Here is an 18,044-nt window from a genome sequence, read left to right as displayed (position 1 = left end):
CCATGTCCACCCCCGAAACCACACCGCGCGTGGGCAGCCGCCGGGCATGGCGCATCGCCATTGCGCTCACTCTGGTGGTCATCCTGGCGGTCGCGGCGACCGGACTGGCGCGGTCCTGGTGGGTTGCCGCCGTCCGCAGCACCTACGTCGCGTACTTTGCGAACACCAACGGGCTGTACACCGGCGACGACATCAGGATTCTGGGCGTCACCGTCGGCACGGTCGAGAAGATCGAACCGCAACCGCATGCCGCCAAGGTGACCTTCACGGTGGACTCGCAATACGCGGTGCCCGCCGACGTCCGTGCGGCCATCTTGTCGCCGTCACTGGTCAGTGCGCGGGCCATCCAGTTGGTGCCCGCCTACACCAGCGGCCCCAAGCTTGCCGCGGGCTCCACCATCGCACTCGACCGCACCGTGGTGCCGGTGGAGTGGGACGATTTCCGGCAGCAGCTCGAGAAGCTGACCGACTCGCTGCAGCCGACCAGCCCCGGCGGTCCCAGTGCCGTCGGTGAATTCATCAACAGTGCCGCCGACAACCTGCGTGGCCAGGGCGACACCGCCCGCGACACCGTGATCAAACTGTCCCGCGCCATGTCGGCCCTCGGTGACCACAGCACCGACATCTTCAGTACTGTCCGCAACTTGCAGATGCTGGTGTCTGCGCTGTCGTCGAGCAGCGACCTGCTGGCGTCCTTCAACACCAACATGGCGTCCATCACGACCGCCCTGTCGAGCACACCGAACAACATCGCCGACGCGACGCGCAACCTGGATACCGCGGTAAAGGATCTGCGCGGGTTCATCGCGGAGAATCGCGAAGGGCTGGGTACTACCTTCGATCACCTCAACGCGATCACCACAGCGCTCAACGACAGCCGCACGGACCTCAAACAGGTCCTGCACATCACGCCGACGGTGTTCCAGAACTTCACCAACATCTACGACCCCGCACAGAGCGCCATCACCGGCATCCTGGCACCGGTCAACTTCGCCGACACCGTGCAGTTCCTGTGCGGCGCAATCCAGTCCGCGGCGCGGCAGGGCTTCGAGCAGTCCGCCAAGCTGTGCGTGCAGTACCTGGCGCCGATCATCAAGAACCGGCAGTACAACTTCCTGCCGATCGGCGGCAACCCGTTCGTCGGCGCCACGGCCCGGCCCAACGAGGTCACCTACAGCGAGCCGCGCCTGCGGCCGGGCGGGGCGCCGCCGCAGCAGAATCCGGCGCCGGCCCCGTTGCCGGCCGAGGCCCCTGCGCCGACGCCGACCGACCCGGGTCAGGGACTGGCCGGCCTCATGGTCCCGCAGCAGGGGACGCAGCCATGAAGCGCTCCATGACGGCGACGCTCGTCTTCGTCAGCGTCCTGGCGTTGCCGGGATGCCAATGGCGGGGCCTGAATTCGCTGGTGCTGCCCGGCACGGTCGGCGACGGACCGGGCTCGTACACAATCCAGGCACAGCTGCCGGACGTCGTCGTGATCCAACAGAACACCCGGGTACGCGTCGGCGACGTCAACGTCGGCAACGTCACCAAGATCGAGGTGCAGGACTGGCACGCGCTGGTCACCATGCGCATCGACGGCGACGTTCATCTACCCGCCAACAGCACCGCCAAGGTCGGGCAGACCAGCCTGTTGGGGTCGATGCACATCGAGCTCAGCCCACCGACAAGCGAAGCGCCGCAGGGAGAACTGACCAACGGCGCGGTGATCCCGCTGTCCAGGGCCGCCACGTATCCCACCACCGAGCAGGCGCTCGCGTCGGCGTCGATCCTGCTGAACGGCGGTGGCCTGGCCCAATTGCAGGAGATCAACCAGACCTTCGCGAAGGCCCTGGCCGGGCGCGAGAACGACATGCGCAGCCTGCTGACCCAGCTCGACACGTTCATCTCCCGGCTCAACGACCAGACCGACTACATCATCTCGGCCACCGAGCATTTGAACTCGCTGGTGGGTCAGGTCGCGGCGAACCAGCGCACCGTCGACAAAGCGCTCACGACCATTCCGCAGGCCTTGGCGGTGCTGGCCGAGCAGCGGACGAAGCTCGCCGACGCGATCGACGCCGTCGGTCGGTTCAGCGCTGTCGCGGCGTCGACGGTCAAGCAGACCAAGGAGAGCCTCGTCGCGAACCTGCGGAGCATGGTGCCGGTGCTGCGGTCGCTGGCAGATTCGGGCCCGGCGCTGACGAAGGGACTGGACTTCCTGTCGACCTACCCGTGGGTGAAAAGCAACCTCGGCAACTGGTTTCGGGGCGACTTCGCCAACATCACGATGATCATCGACCTCACGCTGAGCCGGCTCGACAGCAGCCTGTTCACCGGCACCCGGTGGGAGGGCAACCTCACCGAACTCGAAATGCAGTGGGGCCGCACGATCGGTCAGATGCCCAGCCCGTACACCGCGGGCAACCCCCTGATCGCCCCCTATCACTTCGGGGGGTACTGACATGCTGCGGCTGCGGTTGTCCCGGACCGTCTGGATCCAGCTGGCGATCCTCGGCGCCGTCACGGTGATCGCGTGCAGCGTCATGGCATTCGGCTTCGTGCACGTACCGACGCTGCTCGGGTACGGCCGCTACACCGTGACGGTCGAGCTGCCCGAATCCGGCGGGCTGTACCCGACGTCAGTGGTCACGTACCGCGGCACCGAGATCGGGCGGGTCAAGGCTGTCGATGTCACGACGGGCGGGGTCCGCGCGGAGCTTAACCTCGACTCCGCCATCAAGGTGCCGGCGGACGTGTCGGCCGCGGTACACAGCCGCTCGGCCGTCGGTGAACAGTTCGTCGAATTGATCCCTGCGACAGGGCATTCCGACGCCGGCCCGACCCTACGCGGCGGCGCGACCATCCCGGTGGCGAAGGCGCGGATTCCGCCGGATATCGGCAACCTGCTCGACGCGACCAACCGGGCGCTCGAAGCCATCCCGCAGGACAATCTGCGTACCGTCGTCGACGAAGCAGACAAAGCGGTCAGCGGACTCGGACCTGAGTTGTCGCGCATCGTCAACGGCTCCACGTCGCTGGCCATCGCGGCCGGCAAGACCGTCGGCCCGATCACGCAACTGATCGACCAGAGCCCCACGGTATTGAACTCCCAAGTGCAGAAAGCGGATTCGATCGCCACGTGGGCGCAGCGGCTCGCGTCCATCACCGGCCAGTTCAAGGCCCAGGATGCGGCATTCGCCGAGCTGCTCAAGCTCGGCCAGCCGACCTTGGAAGAGGGCCGCGCCCTGTTCAACAGGTTCGCTCCCGCACTGCCGGTCCTGCTGGCCAACATGGTGAGCCTGGGTGAGATCGCGGTGGTCTATCGGCACGACATCGAACAACTGCTGGTGCTTTTCCCGCAGGGCACCGCGTTGATGTCGGCGATCGCGGTCGCCGACTCGGACCTCAAGACGCCCTATCGGGGCATCTATCTGGACTTCAAACTGAACATGAACCTGCCGCCCCCGTGCAACACCGGCTTCCTGCCGATCAAGCAGCAGCGGGTACCCACCGAGGTGGACTATCCCGAACGTCCCGCCGGTGAGCTGTACTGCCGGGTTCCGCAGGATTCCGACCTGAATGTCCGTGGCGTACGGAACATTCCGTGCGAGAACAATCCGGCCAAGCGCGCACCGACCGTCGAACTCTGCGAAAGCAATGAGCAGTACGTGCCCCTCAACGACGGATACGTCTGGAAGGGCGATCCCAACGCCACGCTGACGGGGCAAGGGGTACCGCAGTACGCGCCGGGCACCGATCCCCGGCAGCGCCCCAGTGGCGCACCTGGACCCGCGCCCCCGGCGCCTCCGGTGGCCTTGGTGCCCTATGACCCTGTGACCGGCGGGTACGTCGGGCCCGACGGGAAGCCGTACACCGACTCCGACCTGGCCGCCACCGAGAAAGGCAAGACATGGCAGAGCATGCTGACCCCGAGCAGTTAGACACCGTCGGCGAAGCCGACGATGATGCTGTCGCGGCACGGAAACCGTCACTGCGGCAACGGTTGGCGCGCATCTCGCCGGTGGTCGCAGCCGGTCTGGCGCTGGTCGTCGCCGGCGGTGCCCTGGCGGGCTGGCTGGGCTTTCGCGCATACCAGTCCGAACAGGCGCAGGAACTGCGGAACCTGTACGTGCAGACCGCACGCCAGGCCGCGCTGAACCTGACCACGATCAGCTACACCGAGGCGGACACCGACATTCGCCGCATACTCGATTCGTCGACCGGCGCATTCCGCGACGACTTCCAGCGCCGGTCCGAGCCGTTCGTCGCGGTGGTCAAGCAGGCCCGATCGAAATCCGAGGGCACCGTCACCGAAGCCGGACTCGAATCGGTGAACGGTGATGGGGCACAGGTACTTCTCGCCGTGTCGGTGCGGACCTCGCTGGCCGAGGCGCCGGCCGGTCCACCACGAAACTGGCGCATGCGGATCAGCGTCGCCAAGGACGGCGCGGGCGCCCGAATTTCCAACGTCCAGTTCGTGTCATGAGCAGATCGGACGGTCAGGGCAACATGAAGGACAGATCATGACCGTGGATGTCGAAGAACGTCCCGTCGAACCCGACGAGACCGAGGCCGCCGAGGCGACGGTTGTCGAAGCCGAACCCGCAGCGGTGCAGAGTGATTCACGGAAGCCCTGGGCGCGGTGGACGGGTCTGACATTTGCGTTCGCGGCGATGCTGCTTGCCGTCGCTGCGGGGTACTTCAACTGGCAGGACGGGTCGGTGCGGCTCGCGCAAGCCGCGGCCACCGAATCGGTGCGGGCGGCAAGTGACGGCACCGTCGCCATGCTGTCCTACCGGCCGGAAACGGTTGACACCGAGCTGAAGTCGGCCGCCGGCCGGCTGACCGGCGGCTTCCGCGACGAGTACACCAAGTTGGTCGACACCGTCGTGGCGCCCGGGGCCAAGCAGAAACACATCTCCGCGGTCGCGACCGTTCCGGACGCCGCCTCGGTGTCGGCGACCGAAAACCATGCCGTGGTACTGGTTTTCGTGAACCAGACGACCACCATCGGTGCCGACGCGCCCACCGCGTCGACCTCGACGGTGCGGGTGACTCTCGACAAGGTGCACGATCGATGGCTGATCTCACAGTTCGATCCCGTGTGACGCGGGGGCTGCTGATGTTGTTCGCCGCGGGGGCCGCGGCCGGATGGATGGTGCCGTCGGTGCAGGCCGACCCGGTGACCTACGTGAACAGCGTCAACGTGCGGGGCGGTTTCAACTTCCCGAGCGGCGATGCCGCCATCGCCTACGGGCGCGGCGTGTGCGACAAGATCGCCGCGGGCCGGAGTTACGGGCAGATCATCGGTGACATCAAGGTCGACGTCGCGGGTGGCGACGAAGGCCAGGCGAATTATCTTGTCGGACAGGTGATCAACGAACTGTGCCCCGAGCTGATCGGGCCGCTGCGCAATTCCGCAGGCAACTATCGACCGGGGGCACAGTGAGTACCCGATTCGCCGGGGTGATCCTGGCGGTCTTCGCGTGCGGCGCCGCGCTGCCTGCGGTGGCCCATGCCGACAACACCCGCCTCAACAACAGCGTGGTCGCCAACGTCTACACCATTCAGCACCAGGCCGGCTGCACCAATGACGTGGCGGTCAGCCCGCAGCTACGGCTCGCCGCTGAGTGGCACGCGAACGATGTGCTGAACAACCGCGACCTCGACGGCGACCTCGGCTCGGACGGGTCGACGGCACAGCGGCGCGCGGAAGCAGCGGGCTTCCGGGGCAAGGTGTTTCAGACGGTTGCGATCAACCGGTCCATCGCCATCAACAACCTGGATGTATTGAACCAGTGGTACTACGATCCGCCGACCTACGCGATCATGGCCAACTGCGCCAACACCGTCATGGGCGTGTGGTCCGAGAACAGCCCCGACCGTTCGGTCGTCGTCGCGGTGTACGGTCAGCCTGGCGCGTAGAGGCTGACTGCCTAGACCAGCTCGCGCAGCTCCTCGATGAGCTTGACGCGGTCGGCGGTCGTCGCACCCATCGGCACCACGTTGAGTACCGTCACGCCTGCCTCCCGGAATGCCGCCACTCGTTCCTTGACGAACTCGCGGCTACCGATCAGCGAGATGTCCCGGACCAGTTCGTCGGGAACGACTTTCGCCGCGCCGTCCTTGTCGCCGGCCAGGTACAGCTCCTGGATGCGGTCGGCCTCGGCGCCGTAGCCGTACTTGGTGGCCACGTTGTGATAGAAGTTTTTGCCCTTGGCGCCCATGCCACCGATATACAGCGCGATGTGCGGCTTGATGAACTCGCGCATTCCCTCGACGTTGTCGCCGATGGCCAGTGCCGGTCCGGCGTAGATGTCCATGGGCGGCAGCGTCGCGTCGCGCTTGGCGTACCCGGCCGCGAGCGCGTCGCCCCAGACGTCCTTGGCCTTCTCCGGCATGTAGAAGATCGGCTGCCAGCCCTCGGCGATCTCCGCTGCCAGCTCGACGTTCTTCGGGCCGAGTGCGGCCAGCAGCACCGGAATGCGCTCGCGCACAGGGTGATTGATGAGCTTGAGCGACTTACCGAGCCCCGTGCCCTGGCCCTCCGGGAGGGGGATGGTGTAGTGCTTGCCCTGGTAGGCGAGTCGCTCGCGGCGCCACACCTGGCGGCAAATCTCCACGACCTCGCGGGTCCGGCCGATCGGGCTGTCGTAGGGGACGCCGTGGAAGCCTTCGATCACCTGCGGGCCGGAGGCGCCGAGACCCAGGATGTACCGGCCGTCGGACACATAGTCGAGGCCGGCGGCGGTCATCGCCGTCAGCGTGGGTGTGCGGGTGTAGAGCTGCAGGACGCCGGAGGCCAGTTCCACCCGCTCGGTGGCGGCGGCGAGATAGCCGAGTGCGCTGATGGCGTCGAAAGAGTATGCCTCGGGGACGAAAACGACGTCCAGGCCGGCCTTTTCGAGATCGGCGACCTCGGCCACAACCTCTTTGAAGCCGCCGGCGTAGTTGATGCCGAGACCGATCTTCATGCTCACTGCCCCTTCGAGGCCAGGGCGGCGATGGCTTCGGCGGCCTCGGCCTGGATCTGCGGGAACTGGGCGGCCATGGCCTCCGACAGGGCCTGCGCTCCCGACAGTGGCCGGACCATGACGGTGAACTCGTCGATCAGGCCCTCGTCGTTGACGTGGATGAAGTCGCATCCGTTGATCGTCTTGCCGCCGACCTTGGTCTCGAAAATCAAAGCGTGGCTGTTGTTTTCGGGGTCATTGATCTCTCGGATGTAGCGGAAGTCCTCGAAAACTCGCAGCACGCCGCGCAGGATGGCGGCGGTGATGGGCTTGCCCGGGTAGGGCTTGAAGGCGACGGGACTGGTGAACACCACGTCGTCGGCCAAACAGGCGGCCATGGCTTCGCCGTCAGCGGCCTCGACCGCCTTGCGGAATGCCTGCATCGCATACCTCGCATAGTCAATTTGGTGATTAGGTACGGGTGACGCTAGCGGGACAAGCTCGGCATGTCTATATGTGACTAATCACTTTGTTGACTATTAGACTCCTGGACATGGCTCTGCGTGACGCCGTGTTGGCGGCCCTGCTCGACAGTGAGGCCTCGGGATATGACCTGGCCAAGGGCTTCGACGCGTCCGTCGCCAACTTCTGGATGGCCACCCCGCAGCAGCTGTACCGCGAACTCGACCGACTCGCGGCCGACGGGCTGATCGAGGCCCGTGTCGTCGAGCAGGAGCGGCGGCCCAACAAGCGGATGTTCACGCTGACCGATGCCGGCCGGAAGGCGGTGCATGCATTCACCGAGGCCACGCCGAAGCCCTTGGCCATGCGCGACGACCTACTGGTGCAGGTGTCCACCGTCGACAGCGGCAATGCGGAGGCCGTGTGCGCGGGCCTGAGGGACCGAATCCAGTGGACCACCAATCAACTCGAGCTCTACGAACGGATTCGCAGCCGCATACTGGGCGGCCGCAGCGAGGCGATGTTCCTGTCCGAGGCGGAGCGCGTGGGGCCCTACCTGACGCTGATGCGCGGCATCGCGTTCGAGCAGGAGAATCTGCGGTGGGCGCAACAGGCATTGGAGGTCATCGAGCGGCGGCAGCCGCGGCGTTAGCAGAAGTGCGGCGCCGGCCGCGGCGTTAGCATGAGGCATGCGCGTCTGGGAGATCGGTCCAGCGCAGGTCATGGTCGTCGGCACGTTCGGCGACCTGGAGATTCACCACCATCCGGCGGTGCAGATCGGTGTCGGCCTGACGGGTCCGCTGACGGTCCGAACAGACGGCGCGGCGCCCCGGAGCGGGCACGTCGTCGTCATCGCCAGCGGCGCCGGCCACGCGGTGTGGTCGGCGCCCACCGATCTGACGTTGGCCCTGTATCTGGCGCCGCACACCTGGCCCGGGGCAGCGCTGCACGCCCTCAGTCAGAGCGAATCCGGTGACGGCATCTGGCTGCCGGCCGACGACCAGGCGCTCGCACAGGCCGTGGCCGCCGCGTTCGACACCGACCCCGAGTTGGCCGCCGCCACGCTGATCCAGCGTCTCTGCGGCGATCCGGGACAACAACCCGGACTGCATCCGCAGCTGAAGCAGGCGATGGACCTGATCTACAGCGGCACAACCGAATCCGTGGACCTGGCATCGATCGCGCACGAGGTCGCGGTGTCACCGGACTACCTCGGCCGCCTGTGCCGGCAGCAGACCGGTGTCTCCTTCTCGGCGGCCACCCGCTGGGCCCGACTGCTCTCCGGGTTGAAACATCTCGCCGGCGGTGAGCAGGTCACCGACGCCGCGCATCTGGCCGGATTCGCCGACGGCTCCCATGCCAACCGGGTATGCCGTGAGATGACCGGCGCGGCGCCGTCCGAGATCGCCCGGGCGCTGCGGGATTCGACGGATCCGTCCAAGTACTGAGGAGGCAGGCGGTTCCATACTCGAAGGACACTACGAGGAGGAGACCGCAATGCCGGTGATGTCCAGGGTCGAGCGGGCCTTCTGCTGCGGCGCCATGTGGAGAACCACCACCCGTGCCGTCCTCGACATCCTGCCCACCGACCAGCTGGGAGAACGGTTGCTCGAGATCGGTTCCGGGAGTGGGGCAATCGCGGAAGGGCTGTCGTCGGCGCGTCCCGGGTTGTCGATCACCGCGACCGACCTGGACCCGGTGATGGTCGACGCCGCGGCGCGGAGGCTGGAGGACAACCCGGACGTCACCGTGCAGAGCGCCGATGCGACCCGCCTGCCGTTCGACGACGGCGCGTTCGATTCGGTGGTCAGCTGCCTGGTGCTGCACCACGTCATCGAATGGGAGGCCGCGGTCGCGGAGATCGCCCGGGTGCTCAAGCCCGGAGGCGTGTTCGTCGGTTACGACCTGACGCGGACACCGGTGGCCACGGCGGTGCACCGGGTGGACCGGTCGCCGTTCCGGCTGGTGAACCCCGATGAACTGGCGGCCGAAGGACGGCGCCACGGGCTGCGTATCGATACGAGTACCAAGGTGTTTGGGCATGTGATGCAGTTCAGTGCCGCGAAGACCTGACACTGAGTAGGTTGGTCTGCAGTCGGCAGGGGAGGGACGCATGCGGGGTCTGGTGAGCTGTGGAGCGGTGGTCGCGGTGGCGGTGCTGGCCGCGGGCTGTGGTGGCGGGTCGACGCAGTCCAGCCCCGCCACGTCAGCCACCAAGCCGGCGACCTCGACGGCACCACCTCCGCCGGCGATCGTCGCCCCTGCGCAGTTGAAGCCCGGAAAGTACCCGACCAAGGCCCATGAGCCCTACGGCACCGCGGGTGCGCCCGAGGCCGGCGCGAGGTTGGAGGCGCAACAGCTGGCCGGCTACGTGGTGGGGCCCTGGCAGGTCGACAGCACACTCACCGAGCCTTATCTGTCAACATATTTCGTCATCGACGAGCCGGGCTTGCTGGCTCAGTTCGGCCCAGAGAGCATCGCGACCGCGGCCGGCAGGCACAAGTTCATCGATGGGTTCGTCTCGGCGCGTGAGTCTGCGACCAAGACCGTGCTGATCAACGGCGTGCTGCGCTTTGCCTCGCCCGAGGACGCCGGCGCCGCGGCCGGCGAGATGAACGCGGCTGCGCTTCAGCTCAACATCCGCGGCGCGGTGCCGAAAACCGTTGCCATTCCAGATCATCCGGATGCGCTGGCTTCGACGTACGACGTCGATGCCCGCGGCACGAAGTTGACCACCGTGCGGTCCTTCATCGCGCACGGTCCCTATGTCCTGACGCAATTGGCACAGTCAACGGCCGGTCTTGATCCGGCCATCGCGTTGGTGACCAAGGCGATCGGCGCGCAGGCCGCCGCGATCGAGCCGTTCAAACCCGCGGCGGAACTGCCGGCCGTGCCGATCGATCCGACGGGTCTGCTGGCCTTGACGCTGCAGACCGACGCGCCGCGCAATTCACAGAACGCGGTCTACTCCGGCACCGGGGCCCTGCACTTCCAGAGCAACCCGGTCACCTCGAGCAGGGTGTTCCAGGACAACGGCGTGACGGCGTTCGCCCGTGGAAAGACCAGCGTGTATCGCGCCAAGGACCCGGCGTCTGCGGTCAACGTGGCGAACACCTTCGGCAAGGAGGTGTCGGTTGACGGCACCGAGACCGCCGATCCGGTGCCGGCCCTGACGCTGAGCCGCTGCATCCTGTTGGCCAACCCGAAGCAGTTCTACTGTGTCGCGCCGGCGGGTGACTATGCCATCGAGGCACGTGGCCCCGAGTTGAAGGACGTGCACGAACAGGTTGCCGCGCAATACATCCTGTTGACGGCTAAGCCTTAGCGGAGCCGTTCAACGAGAGGCCCGTGGCCGACTGCAGCAGGCAGATGACAGTGCTGGGCAGCGGCGTGTGTCCGGTGCGGTCCATGTTCGAGTCGATCAGGTAGGTCGAGGTGTACCGGCTGTCTTGACCGGCGTACGCCGTCAGGCCCGCTGTGCACCGCTGATCGGCGACACCGGCGATGGCGTCGTTGACCGCGACATTGGCGCGCAGGAACACCTCGGCGATGTGCGGGGCGGCACAGTCCACCAGCGTCACTTCGACGACGCTGGGGTCGGTGGGCGGCGGTGTGCTCAGGCAGTCGCCGACCTGCAGGTCGACCCACTTGGCCTGGCGCGCATTCGGTTTCATCGGCACGATCGGGACCGGCGAAGGGAGCTGGGCTGTCGTGGTCGTGGGCGGCGATGCGCTCGAAGTGCTCGACGACGGCGTCGCCGACGTGTTCGAACCACAGGCCGCGAGCAGCGACAGTGCCGCGACCTGCCACACGATCCGGCGCGGGCGAACGGTCATGGCCGTCATGGTAGTGCTTGTCGGGCGGTGTTCGGGCCTGGACGGTTACCATCGCCATACCAGCGACCCCAGGGAGGCCGGGATGCCCGAGTACACCGTCGGTGACTACCTGCTGGACCGGCTCGCTGAATTGGGTGTGACCGAGATTTTCGGTGTACCAGGTGATTTCAACCTGGAACTGCTCGATCATGTGATCGCGCATCGGGATCTCCGGTGGGTCGGCAGCGCCAACGAACTCAACGCCGGGTACGCCGCCGACGGCTACGGCAGGCTGCGCGGCATGGCGGCGCTCATCACCACATTCGGTGTCGGTGAGCTATCGGCGGCCAATGCGATCGCGGGCAGTTACGCCGAGCATGTCCCGGTGGTGCACATCGTCGGCACGCCGTCGATTGACGTGCAAGGCTCCCGCCGGGTGATCCACCACTCGCTCGGCGACGGCGACTTCGATCACTTTCTGCGCATTGCCCGCGAAATCACCTGCGCACAAGCCAAACTCATGCCGGCCACGGCCACGCGCGAGATCGACCGGGTGCTGTCCGAGGTGCACGAGCGCAAGCTGCCCGGTTACCTGATGCTGGCCACCGACGTCGCCCGGTTCCCCGTCGAACCACCGACCGGGCCCTTGCCGCGGTACACCAGCGGCACGAGCCCGCGGGCGCTCTCGCTGTTCACCGTGGCCGCCGCCCGTCTCATCGGCGAGCATCAGCTGACGGTGCTGGCCGACCTGCTGGTGCACCGACTGGAAGCCGTCCCGCAGCTCGAGGCACTGCTGGCGGCCGACGTCGTGCCGCACGCCACGCTGATGTGGGGCAAGAGCCTGGTCGACGAATCCGCGCCGGAGTTCCTCGGCATCTACGCCGGCACCTCCAGTCAGGAGTCGGTTCGGCGGGCCATCGAAGACGCCCCGGTGCTCCTCACCGCCGGCGTGCAGTTCACCGACATGGTGAGCGCATCGTTCACGCAGCAGATCGATCCCGCGCGGACCATCGACATCGGGCCCAACCAGAGCACCGTGGCCGGGGAAGTTTTTGCGCCACTGGACATGTCGGCCGCGCTCGAGGCGATCACCGGCATCCTGAAGTCCCGGCCCACCAGGTCGCCCGCCGTACCGCAGCCGGTGCCCGACGCGCCCGACGCGGTGCTCGAACCGGATCAGCCGCTCACCCAGAAGGCCCTGTGGGACAAGGTCTGTGGTGCTCTTACGCCGGGCAATGTGGTGCTGGCCGAGCAGGGCACGTCGTACTACGGCATGGCCCGGCACCGGCTGCCCAGCGGTGTGGCGTTCATCGGCCAGCCGTTGTGGGCGTCCATCGGCTATACGCTGCCGGCCGCACTCGGTGCGGGTCTGGCGGAGCCGGACCGTCGTCCGGTGTTGCTCATCGGCGATGGCGCCGCGCAGCTGACGATCCAGGAACTCGGCCAGTTCGGCCGCGAGGGCGTTCCCGCCGTGGTGATCCTGGTGAACAACGACGGCTACACCGTCGAACGCGCGATCCACGGCCCCACCGCGCCGTACAACGACATCGTGGGCTGGCAGTGGCGCGACATCCCGGCTGCCCTGGGTATCCGGAACCCGTTGTCGCACAGGGCGACAACCTGCGGCGAATTGGACGCGGCACTGGCCGACGCGGCTGCCCACCCAGATGATCTGGTCTTCATCGAAGCCGTGGTGACCGAATTGGACGTGCCGCCGCTACTGGAGGAGCTCGCCGCGGCCATCGCGAAGGCCAACAAGGCGGCCGGTAACTGAAGCGCGGGTTGTCGCGTTACCGCGGACGCGCCTTGTCCGGACCCAGATAGGCGTCGGCCCAGGCGCCGATGATCCGTCCCGCACGCTTGGCCTGTCCCGGCCCGGTGAGCAGGTGTTCGGTGCCCTCCAGCGAGACGAAGCTGCGCGGGTGGCGGGCCGTCCGGAAAATTTCACTCGCGTTCTCGATGCCCACGGTGTTGTCGGTGGGGGAGTGCAGGATCAACAGCGGCAGGTGCAGGTCCTTGATCTTGGCGTGCAGCTTGGCCGCGCGGACGTCCTCCACGAAGTCGCGCTTGAGGGTCAGTTCGCGGCCGCCGACCATCCACTGCGCACTGCCGTTGGCGAGCACGCAGTCGAGGATGTCGTCGTACTGCTTCTCGACGTGCGACGGGTCGATGGGCGCAGCGACCGTCGCCACCGCGCGCACCCCGGGCGCCTGCCGCGCCGCGGCGAGTACCGACGCCCCGCCGAACGAGTGGCCCACCAACAGAGCCGACGGCGTGCCGCGGTCGGACATGAACTTGCACGCTTCGATGACGTCGTTGGTCTTGTGGGTGAAGGACCCGTCGCCCCAGTGGCCGTCCGAATCGCCCAGCCCGATGGCGTCGAAGCGGAGCATCCCGATGCCATCGGAGGCCAGTTGCTTGCAGATGCGCGCCGCGGCAGGGGAGTCCTTGCCGAGTGTGAAGCCATGTGAGAAGACGCCCCAGCCGCGCGGGGTGCCCTCGGGGAGGTCGATGATCCCGGCGAGCATGGGGCCGGTGGAACTCTGGAACTTGACGCGTTCAGCCACGGGACGGGTTTACCACGGCTGGCAAGCCGGACGTGGCCGATTCTTTGCTGGAGGCCATCGGTAGGGTGGAGGTTTCACGGGAAACACGACCTGCGGGTCGTAGCGGTCAGTGACGCCTGCGCCCCGTATGTAGTCCTGAGATCCGGAGCAGAGTCGTGACCCTGAACACCATCGCCTTCGAACTGGTCCCGCCCAATATTGAGCGCGGCCCCCAGTTTGCGGTCGACGAGGCGCACAAGGTGCTGCTCAACGCCGCGGCCGTCGGCCTCGAGGGCCGCATCCGGCACGTGATGATCCCCGGGATGATCGAGGAAGACGGCGACCGGCCCGTCGAGATGAAGCCGAAGATGGACGTCCTCGACTTCTGGCAGTTGATGAAGCCCGAGCTGCCCGGGATCCGCGGGCTGTGCACGCAGGTGACGTCGTTCCTCGACGAGGACGCGCTCTCGAAGCGGCTGGCGGTGCTGCAGGACGCGGACTTCGACGGCATCGCTTTCGTCGGCGTCCCGCGCACCATGAGCGACGGCGAGGGCGCCGGCGTGGCGCCGACCGACGCGTTGACGATCTACCGCGACCAGGTGCCGAATCGCGGCGTCATCCTGATCCCGACGCGCGACGGCGAGCAGGGCCGCTTCAACTTCAAGATCAACCAGGGCGCCACCTACGGCATGACCCAGTTGCTGTACTCGGACACGATCGTGGGCTTCCTCAAGGAGTTCGCTGCCACCACCGAGCACCGCCCCGAAATTCTGCTGTCGTTCGGGTTCGTCCCGAAGATGGAGTCGAAGGTCGGACTGATCAACTGGCTGATCCAGGATCCGGGCAACCCTCTGGTCGCCGCCGAGCAGGACTTCGTTTCCCGGCTGGCCGGCGAGGAGCCCGCGGCCAAACGCGCGCTGATGCTCGACCTGTACAAGCGCGTCATCGATGGCGTCGGCGAGCTCGGCTTCCCGATCAGCATCCACTTGGAAGCCGCCTACGGCGTCTCCAAGCCGGCGTTCGAGACGTTCGCCGAGATGCTGGAGTACTGGGCGCCCGATAAGGGCTAGCCTCTCGCGCCGATACGGCGTTGTGACGGAGCCTATTTCGAGGCTCCGGCCATTCCCCCGAACAGCCGGCCGGCGTCGGCGGGTGTCAGTCCGCCGGGCATGGGCGGCATGCGGACCTCGGCGCGTCGGGCGGTGTCGCCCGGACCGTCGGTGGAGTCCGACGTTTTACGAATCTGATTCGCGGCGGGGTTGTCGGCCCCTCCGGTGTACTGCTGCGCGCTGATGGAAACCGCCGGTTGAGATCGCGGGATGGCGCCGGGCGCCGTGCGTCCGGCGGGTGTCATCGGAGTGGTCGACGTGCGGCCGGCATTGGTCTGCGCGCTGACTGAACTGGTCGGCTCGGGGCGGTCGATCACCGGGCCGGGATGCGGGCCTTTCGCCGCCGCGGGCGCGGCCAGCGCGATGGACAGCGCCGACAGTCCGACGGCGGTCCCTGTCATGAGGCGCAAGATGGAACGACGGAGCTCGGTGCCGGTGTGGTGGGTGGTGTTCATGGCGCCGCCTTTCTAGATACTTGCTCGAACAAGTATCTTCCGGCGGCTATTCCAACTGGGGTTTCCTTGTCATCTAGCCGAGGTAAGATGGTTAGACAACCAATGAGTTTCTGGGGGTGTCGATGGCGACGGACGGCGATGAAGACCGGGAGACGTGCGAGGCGATGGCATTGCCGACGGCGGCCCGCAGCGGTCCCGTCAGTCATGCGGTCTTTCAACTCACCCGGCTGACGCGAACGATCATCGCGACGCTGCTGCGTCCCCTCGGCCTGTACCCGGGCCAGGAGCTGGTGATGATGTACCTGTGGGACCGCGGCCCGCTTCGGCAGACGGATCTGGTGCGACTCACGAGCTCCGATGCGCCGACGATGACCCGCATGATCCAGCGGCTGGAGCATGCCGGGTTCGTCCGACGCTTCCCGAGCCCCGAGGACAAGCGTGCCCATCTGATCGAGGCCACGCCGGCCAGCCGCGGACTGCGGGACCAGATCGAGGGTGTGTGGCGCGAGATCGAAGAGTTGACCGTCGGCGATCTGAGCGAAGCGGAACGGGCAACCGTGCTGCGCGTCGTCCAGGGGCTGGAACATCGCCTGGCCGGTGCGGCGATGGGCTCGACCGGCCGCGATCCGCTCATCCCGTGATGTCGCGGCCGATCAGGTGCGAACCATCATGTAGGACGCCATGAGCGCGGCGAGTTCGTCGAGAAATTCGTCGTGGTCGATGTCCGGGCGGTCGAGCACGTAGCGGATGCTCAGATGCTCGACCGCGCGCACCGCGATCCAGATTCTGGTGTCCGCGTGGTGAATCGGTTGCGGCCGCAACCGGAGGTGGGCGATCGCAAGCTCGCCGACACGTTGCTCGAAATCGGCGATCTTGTTGCCGAGGCCGAGCCGCGGGGTGTGCTCGATCAGGGCCCGCAGTAGCTCGGGTTGTTCGGCCATCGCGTCCAGCAGGATCGCCAGGACTTCCCGAAGGCTGTCGAGGTCTTCGGGCTGGCCAACCTGCTCCACCAGCCGTGTGGTCACCGAGCGCACGACGTGGTCGGTGTGGGCGTCGACGATCGCCGCGATGATCGCGTCCTTGTTGGGAAAGTACTGGTAGAGCGAACCCGGGCTGATGCCGGCGACCTCCGCGATCCGATTCGTCGTGGCGCCGTCGTATCCCCGCTCGATCAGTACCTGCCGACCGGCGTCGAGGATGCGCTCGACCATCAAACGCGAGCGTTCTTGTCGTGGGGTGCGCCGCGGCACCCTCTGTGTGCTGCTCACCGGGCCGTCACGAAACGAATTGTATGCGAGTAAATGCTCGTGTCAGCATTTTGGCATGGCATCGTCGACTCGAGAACAGCGTCGTTCTGGTAATTCACGCGTATCCAACGGTGGTCATCCGTACGACTACTACTGGCGGCAGGGCATGGCGTTGCGTCCCGCCCCCGCACGTCTCCGGTTCGAGCCGATCTGGACGCATACCCGTCGGCAGCAGCTGTCGCCGTGGCTGGATTTCAGCGACGTACCGAAGGCGACGCCGTGGACCGACCTTTTCGTCGACCACCTGTGGCAGGGCGACGAACTGATGGACGCCGTCGTCGCGCGGTTCCGTGAGACCGGGATGGCCGAAGGCCGGGCACTTCTGGAGCAGGCCCTCGAGCACGGCATCGAGTCGGTCGACCACGCCCCCGCGGAGCTGATCGCGTTGTTCGCCGACCTGGACAACCCGCCGGAGTGGTACGACCCGGTGAAATGGGAACGGGGCCGCCAACTCTGGAACAACGCCTCCGTCGCCGGGAAGTTCGGCATGGCGGCGGGCGACACCTTCGGCACGTTCGTCGGCGACGAGGTGGCCTATGCCACCGGGGAAACCGGCCGACTGGTCAACGACTTCTACCGTCGCAACCTCGAAACCATGGCCTGGTTCCGCAACATGACCTACCGCGGCGCGCTGGACCGCTTCGCCGCGCCGTTCAAGGACACCGTGCGCGTGCGGCTCATGCACTCACAGGTTCGGGCCGGCTTGCGCCGCACCTGGGGCGACGAACAGTTCGCCGAACACGGCAACCCCATCTCCAATGCGATGATGATGAACGCGGCGATCACCTTCGGCCTGCAGCCCCTGCTGATCGATCACGCCCACGGGCGTCGTTGCAGCCGTGCGGATCTGGATGCGGCGCTGATGTACTGGGCGTACATCGCCCGCGTGTTCGGGGTCGCCGACGAACTCATCCCCAAAGACTCGAAGCAAGCCCTGGAGGCCATGGACTTCATCGTCGCGTACGCCGGCGGCCCGTCGGAGTGGACCGAGACCATGGTCGGCGCCGCGGCTGACAACTTCCGGTCGGCACTGGTGACCCGAGTCGGGGTGAGCCCGTTCCTCGGTCTCCTGGCCTACTACGGTGGCCGCGACATGATGCGCGCCATGGTCCGTGGAACCGGTTGGGCCGATATCAATTTCATACCGTGGACTGCCGCGGCGGCGGTCTTGGTCCACGTCAACATCGGCTTCCGGCGCCTGCTCGACCACACGCCGGGCGCCGCGGCTCGTGCGGCCGCCCGCCGCAGCGATACCGCCATGTGGGGCACGGCGCTCAAGCTGGCGCGCTTCCTGGCGTCGCGTAATGGGATTACCGGTACCCCCTACGACCACCACAATCAGACGGCCGACATCGCGCCGGGCTGCCCGATCCCGCACGCACCGGCAACACGCGACTGACCGCGGACCACCTATC

General features: G+C 66.9%; 21 protein-coding genes. 15 read left to right on the top strand and 6 right to left on the bottom strand.

Annotated features, from left to right (window positions below; genetic code table 11):
- Positions 1-2: 2 nt before the first annotated feature.
- Genes ACJEIK_RS28600 through ACJEIK_RS28570 form a run of 7 tightly spaced genes read left to right on the top strand, consistent with a single transcriptional unit; the run spans position 3 to position 5,907 of the window.
- Positions 3-1,325 carry an MCE family protein gene (locus ACJEIK_RS28600; protein ID WP_409430765.1) on the top strand — a complete coding sequence of 441 codons (1,323 nt, stop codon included), beginning with the start codon at positions 3-5 and terminating at the stop codon, positions 1,323-1,325.
- Positions 1,322-2,443 carry an MCE family protein gene (locus tag ACJEIK_RS28595; protein ID WP_409430764.1) on the top strand — a complete coding sequence of 374 codons (1,122 nt, stop codon included), beginning with the start codon at positions 1,322-1,324 and terminating at the stop codon, positions 2,441-2,443. The genes ACJEIK_RS28600 and ACJEIK_RS28595 overlap by 4 nt, the downstream gene beginning before the upstream one ends.
- 1 nt (position 2,444) lies before the next feature.
- On the top strand, positions 2,445-3,923 hold the full coding sequence (locus tag ACJEIK_RS28590) for an MCE family protein (protein ID WP_082762090.1): 1,479 nt from the start codon (positions 2,445-2,447) through the stop codon (positions 3,921-3,923).
- Complete coding sequence (locus tag ACJEIK_RS28585; protein WP_133426259.1) at positions 3,893-4,468, top strand: mammalian cell entry protein; 576 nt, start codon at positions 3,893-3,895, stop codon at positions 4,466-4,468. The genes ACJEIK_RS28590 and ACJEIK_RS28585 overlap by 31 nt, the downstream gene beginning before the upstream one ends.
- 37 nt (positions 4,469-4,505) lie before the next feature.
- Entirely contained in the window at positions 4,506-5,090 is a 585-nt protein-coding gene (locus tag ACJEIK_RS28580; protein WP_409430763.1) for a hypothetical protein, read from the top strand.
- A complete protein-coding gene (locus ACJEIK_RS28575; RefSeq protein ID WP_234785525.1) occupies positions 5,060-5,431 on the top strand; it encodes a DUF732 domain-containing protein in 372 nt (123 codons plus the stop codon). Before ACJEIK_RS28580 ends, ACJEIK_RS28575 begins: the two co-directional genes overlap by 31 nt.
- Entirely contained in the window at positions 5,428-5,907 is a 480-nt protein-coding gene (locus tag ACJEIK_RS28570; RefSeq protein ID WP_409430762.1) for a CAP domain-containing protein, read from the top strand. The genes ACJEIK_RS28575 and ACJEIK_RS28570 overlap by 4 nt, the downstream gene beginning before the upstream one ends.
- An 11-nt stretch (positions 5,908-5,918) precedes the next feature.
- Here ACJEIK_RS28570 and ACJEIK_RS28565 read toward each other — a convergent pair whose 3' ends face one another.
- Complete coding sequence (locus tag ACJEIK_RS28565; protein WP_029104802.1) at positions 5,919-6,956, bottom strand: LLM class F420-dependent oxidoreductase; 1,038 nt, start codon at positions 6,954-6,956, stop codon at positions 5,919-5,921.
- Positions 6,957-6,958: 2 nt separating this feature from the next.
- Positions 6,959-7,378, bottom strand: a complete 420-nt coding sequence (locus ACJEIK_RS28560) for a nuclear transport factor 2 family protein (RefSeq protein ID WP_406784063.1) — start codon at positions 7,376-7,378, stop codon at positions 6,959-6,961.
- 110 nt (positions 7,379-7,488) lie between these two features.
- Here ACJEIK_RS28560 and ACJEIK_RS28555 point away from each other — a divergent pair, with 110 nt between their 5' ends.
- The 4 genes from ACJEIK_RS28555 to ACJEIK_RS28540 are packed head-to-tail and all read left to right on the top strand — an operon-like array spanning position 7,489 to position 10,722.
- Complete coding sequence (locus ACJEIK_RS28555) at positions 7,489-8,049, top strand: PadR family transcriptional regulator (RefSeq protein ID WP_135357399.1); 561 nt, start codon at positions 7,489-7,491, stop codon at positions 8,047-8,049.
- 37 nt (positions 8,050-8,086) lie between these two features.
- Positions 8,087-8,845: a helix-turn-helix domain-containing protein gene (locus ACJEIK_RS28550; RefSeq protein ID WP_406784064.1), complete on the top strand. Its 759-nt coding sequence runs from the start codon at positions 8,087-8,089 to the stop codon at positions 8,843-8,845.
- Between the two features lie 49 nt (positions 8,846-8,894).
- Positions 8,895-9,470: a class I SAM-dependent methyltransferase gene (locus ACJEIK_RS28545; protein WP_135357397.1), complete on the top strand. Its 576-nt coding sequence runs from the start codon at positions 8,895-8,897 to the stop codon at positions 9,468-9,470.
- A 40-nt stretch (positions 9,471-9,510) separates the two neighbouring features.
- Complete coding sequence (locus ACJEIK_RS28540; RefSeq protein WP_135357396.1) at positions 9,511-10,722, top strand: hypothetical protein; 1,212 nt, start codon at positions 9,511-9,513, stop codon at positions 10,720-10,722.
- Here ACJEIK_RS28540 and ACJEIK_RS28535 read toward each other — a convergent pair.
- Complete coding sequence (locus ACJEIK_RS28535; RefSeq protein ID WP_064858355.1) at positions 10,712-11,233, bottom strand: hypothetical protein; 522 nt, start codon at positions 11,231-11,233, stop codon at positions 10,712-10,714. The genes ACJEIK_RS28540 and ACJEIK_RS28535 overlap by 11 nt on opposite strands.
- A gap of 82 nt (positions 11,234-11,315) precedes the next feature.
- Here ACJEIK_RS28535 and ACJEIK_RS28530 point away from each other — a divergent pair, with 82 nt between their 5' ends.
- Positions 11,316-12,986, top strand: coding sequence for an alpha-keto acid decarboxylase family protein (locus ACJEIK_RS28530; protein ID WP_061003814.1), 1,671 nt, complete (start codon positions 11,316-11,318; stop codon positions 12,984-12,986).
- 16 nt (positions 12,987-13,002) lie between these two features.
- On the opposite strand, the gene ACJEIK_RS28525 is transcribed toward ACJEIK_RS28530, so the two are convergent.
- Positions 13,003-13,779: a S9 family peptidase gene (locus ACJEIK_RS28525; protein ID WP_061003773.1), complete on the bottom strand. Its 777-nt coding sequence runs from the start codon at positions 13,777-13,779 to the stop codon at positions 13,003-13,005.
- Positions 13,780-13,934: 155 nt separating this feature from the next.
- Between ACJEIK_RS28525 and ACJEIK_RS28520 the strand changes: the two genes are divergently transcribed.
- A complete protein-coding gene (locus ACJEIK_RS28520; protein ID WP_406784068.1) occupies positions 13,935-14,828 on the top strand; it encodes a mycobacterial-type methylenetetrahydrofolate reductase in 894 nt (297 codons plus the stop codon).
- A 32-nt stretch (positions 14,829-14,860) separates the two neighbouring features.
- On the opposite strand, the gene ACJEIK_RS28515 is transcribed toward ACJEIK_RS28520, so the two are convergent.
- A complete protein-coding gene (locus tag ACJEIK_RS28515; protein WP_409430761.1) occupies positions 14,861-15,322 on the bottom strand; it encodes a hypothetical protein in 462 nt (153 codons plus the stop codon).
- A gap of 122 nt (positions 15,323-15,444) precedes the next feature.
- Here ACJEIK_RS28515 and ACJEIK_RS28510 point away from each other — a divergent pair, with 122 nt between their 5' ends.
- Entirely contained in the window at positions 15,445-15,963 is a 519-nt protein-coding gene (locus ACJEIK_RS28510; protein WP_061003816.1) for a MarR family winged helix-turn-helix transcriptional regulator, read from the top strand.
- A 12-nt stretch (positions 15,964-15,975) separates the two neighbouring features.
- Here ACJEIK_RS28510 and ACJEIK_RS28505 read toward each other — a convergent pair whose 3' ends face one another.
- Positions 15,976-16,533, bottom strand: coding sequence for a TetR/AcrR family transcriptional regulator (locus ACJEIK_RS28505; protein ID WP_133426247.1), 558 nt, complete (start codon positions 16,531-16,533; stop codon positions 15,976-15,978).
- Between the two features lie 112 nt (positions 16,534-16,645).
- On the opposite strand from ACJEIK_RS28505, the gene ACJEIK_RS28500 reads away from it, so the two are divergent.
- Positions 16,646-18,028: an oxygenase MpaB family protein gene (locus ACJEIK_RS28500; RefSeq protein ID WP_133426246.1), complete on the top strand. Its 1,383-nt coding sequence runs from the start codon at positions 16,646-16,648 to the stop codon at positions 18,026-18,028.
- Positions 18,029-18,044: the final 16 nt, after the last annotated feature.

The sequence above is a fragment of the Mycobacterium sp. SMC-16 genome (assembly GCF_046250085.1).
GTDB classification, from domain to species: Bacteria; Actinomycetota; Actinomycetes; order Mycobacteriales; family Mycobacteriaceae; genus Mycobacterium; species Mycobacterium phocaicum.
This window is presented reverse-complemented; position numbering and strand designations above follow the sequence as displayed.

Bases quoted from the DNA above. Each gene is read 5' to 3' on its own strand.
- ACJEIK_RS28565 (WP_029104802.1), bottom strand. From the start codon at position 6,956: ATGAAGATCGGTCTCGGCATCAACTACGCCGGCGGCTTCAAAGAGGTT.
- ACJEIK_RS28530 (WP_061003814.1), top strand. From the start codon at position 11,316: ATGCCCGAGTACACCGTCGGTGACTACCTGCTGGACCGGCTCGCTGAA.
- ACJEIK_RS28545 (WP_135357397.1), top strand. From the start codon at position 8,895: ATGCCGGTGATGTCCAGGGTCGAGCGGGCCTTCTGCTGCGGCGCCATG.
- ACJEIK_RS28510 (WP_061003816.1), top strand. From the start codon at position 15,445: ATGGCGACGGACGGCGATGAAGACCGGGAGACGTGCGAGGCGATGGCA.
- ACJEIK_RS28595 (WP_409430764.1), top strand. From the start codon at position 1,322: ATGAAGCGCTCCATGACGGCGACGCTCGTCTTCGTCAGCGTCCTGGCG.
- ACJEIK_RS28585 (WP_133426259.1), top strand. From the start codon at position 3,893: ATGGCAGAGCATGCTGACCCCGAGCAGTTAGACACCGTCGGCGAAGCC.
- ACJEIK_RS28540 (WP_135357396.1), top strand. From the start codon at position 9,511: ATGCGGGGTCTGGTGAGCTGTGGAGCGGTGGTCGCGGTGGCGGTGCTG.
- ACJEIK_RS28500 (WP_133426246.1), top strand. From the start codon at position 16,646: ATGGCATCGTCGACTCGAGAACAGCGTCGTTCTGGTAATTCACGCGTA.
- ACJEIK_RS28580 (WP_409430763.1), top strand. From the start codon at position 4,506: ATGACCGTGGATGTCGAAGAACGTCCCGTCGAACCCGACGAGACCGAG.
- ACJEIK_RS28505 (WP_133426247.1), bottom strand. From the start codon at position 16,533: ATGGTCGAGCGCATCCTCGACGCCGGTCGGCAGGTACTGATCGAGCGG.
- ACJEIK_RS28560 (WP_406784063.1), bottom strand. From the start codon at position 7,378: ATGCAGGCATTCCGCAAGGCGGTCGAGGCCGCTGACGGCGAAGCCATG.
- ACJEIK_RS28600 (WP_409430765.1), top strand. From the start codon at position 3: ATGTCCACCCCCGAAACCACACCGCGCGTGGGCAGCCGCCGGGCATGG.
- ACJEIK_RS28555 (WP_135357399.1), top strand. From the start codon at position 7,489: ATGGCTCTGCGTGACGCCGTGTTGGCGGCCCTGCTCGACAGTGAGGCC.
- ACJEIK_RS28515 (WP_409430761.1), bottom strand. From the start codon at position 15,322: ATGAACACCACCCACCACACCGGCACCGAGCTCCGTCGTTCCATCTTG.
- ACJEIK_RS28590 (WP_082762090.1), top strand. From the start codon at position 2,445: ATGCTGCGGCTGCGGTTGTCCCGGACCGTCTGGATCCAGCTGGCGATC.
- ACJEIK_RS28550 (WP_406784064.1), top strand. From the start codon at position 8,087: ATGCGCGTCTGGGAGATCGGTCCAGCGCAGGTCATGGTCGTCGGCACG.
- ACJEIK_RS28575 (WP_234785525.1), top strand. From the start codon at position 5,060: ATGGCTGATCTCACAGTTCGATCCCGTGTGACGCGGGGGCTGCTGATG.
- ACJEIK_RS28535 (WP_064858355.1), bottom strand. From the start codon at position 11,233: ATGACCGTTCGCCCGCGCCGGATCGTGTGGCAGGTCGCGGCACTGTCG.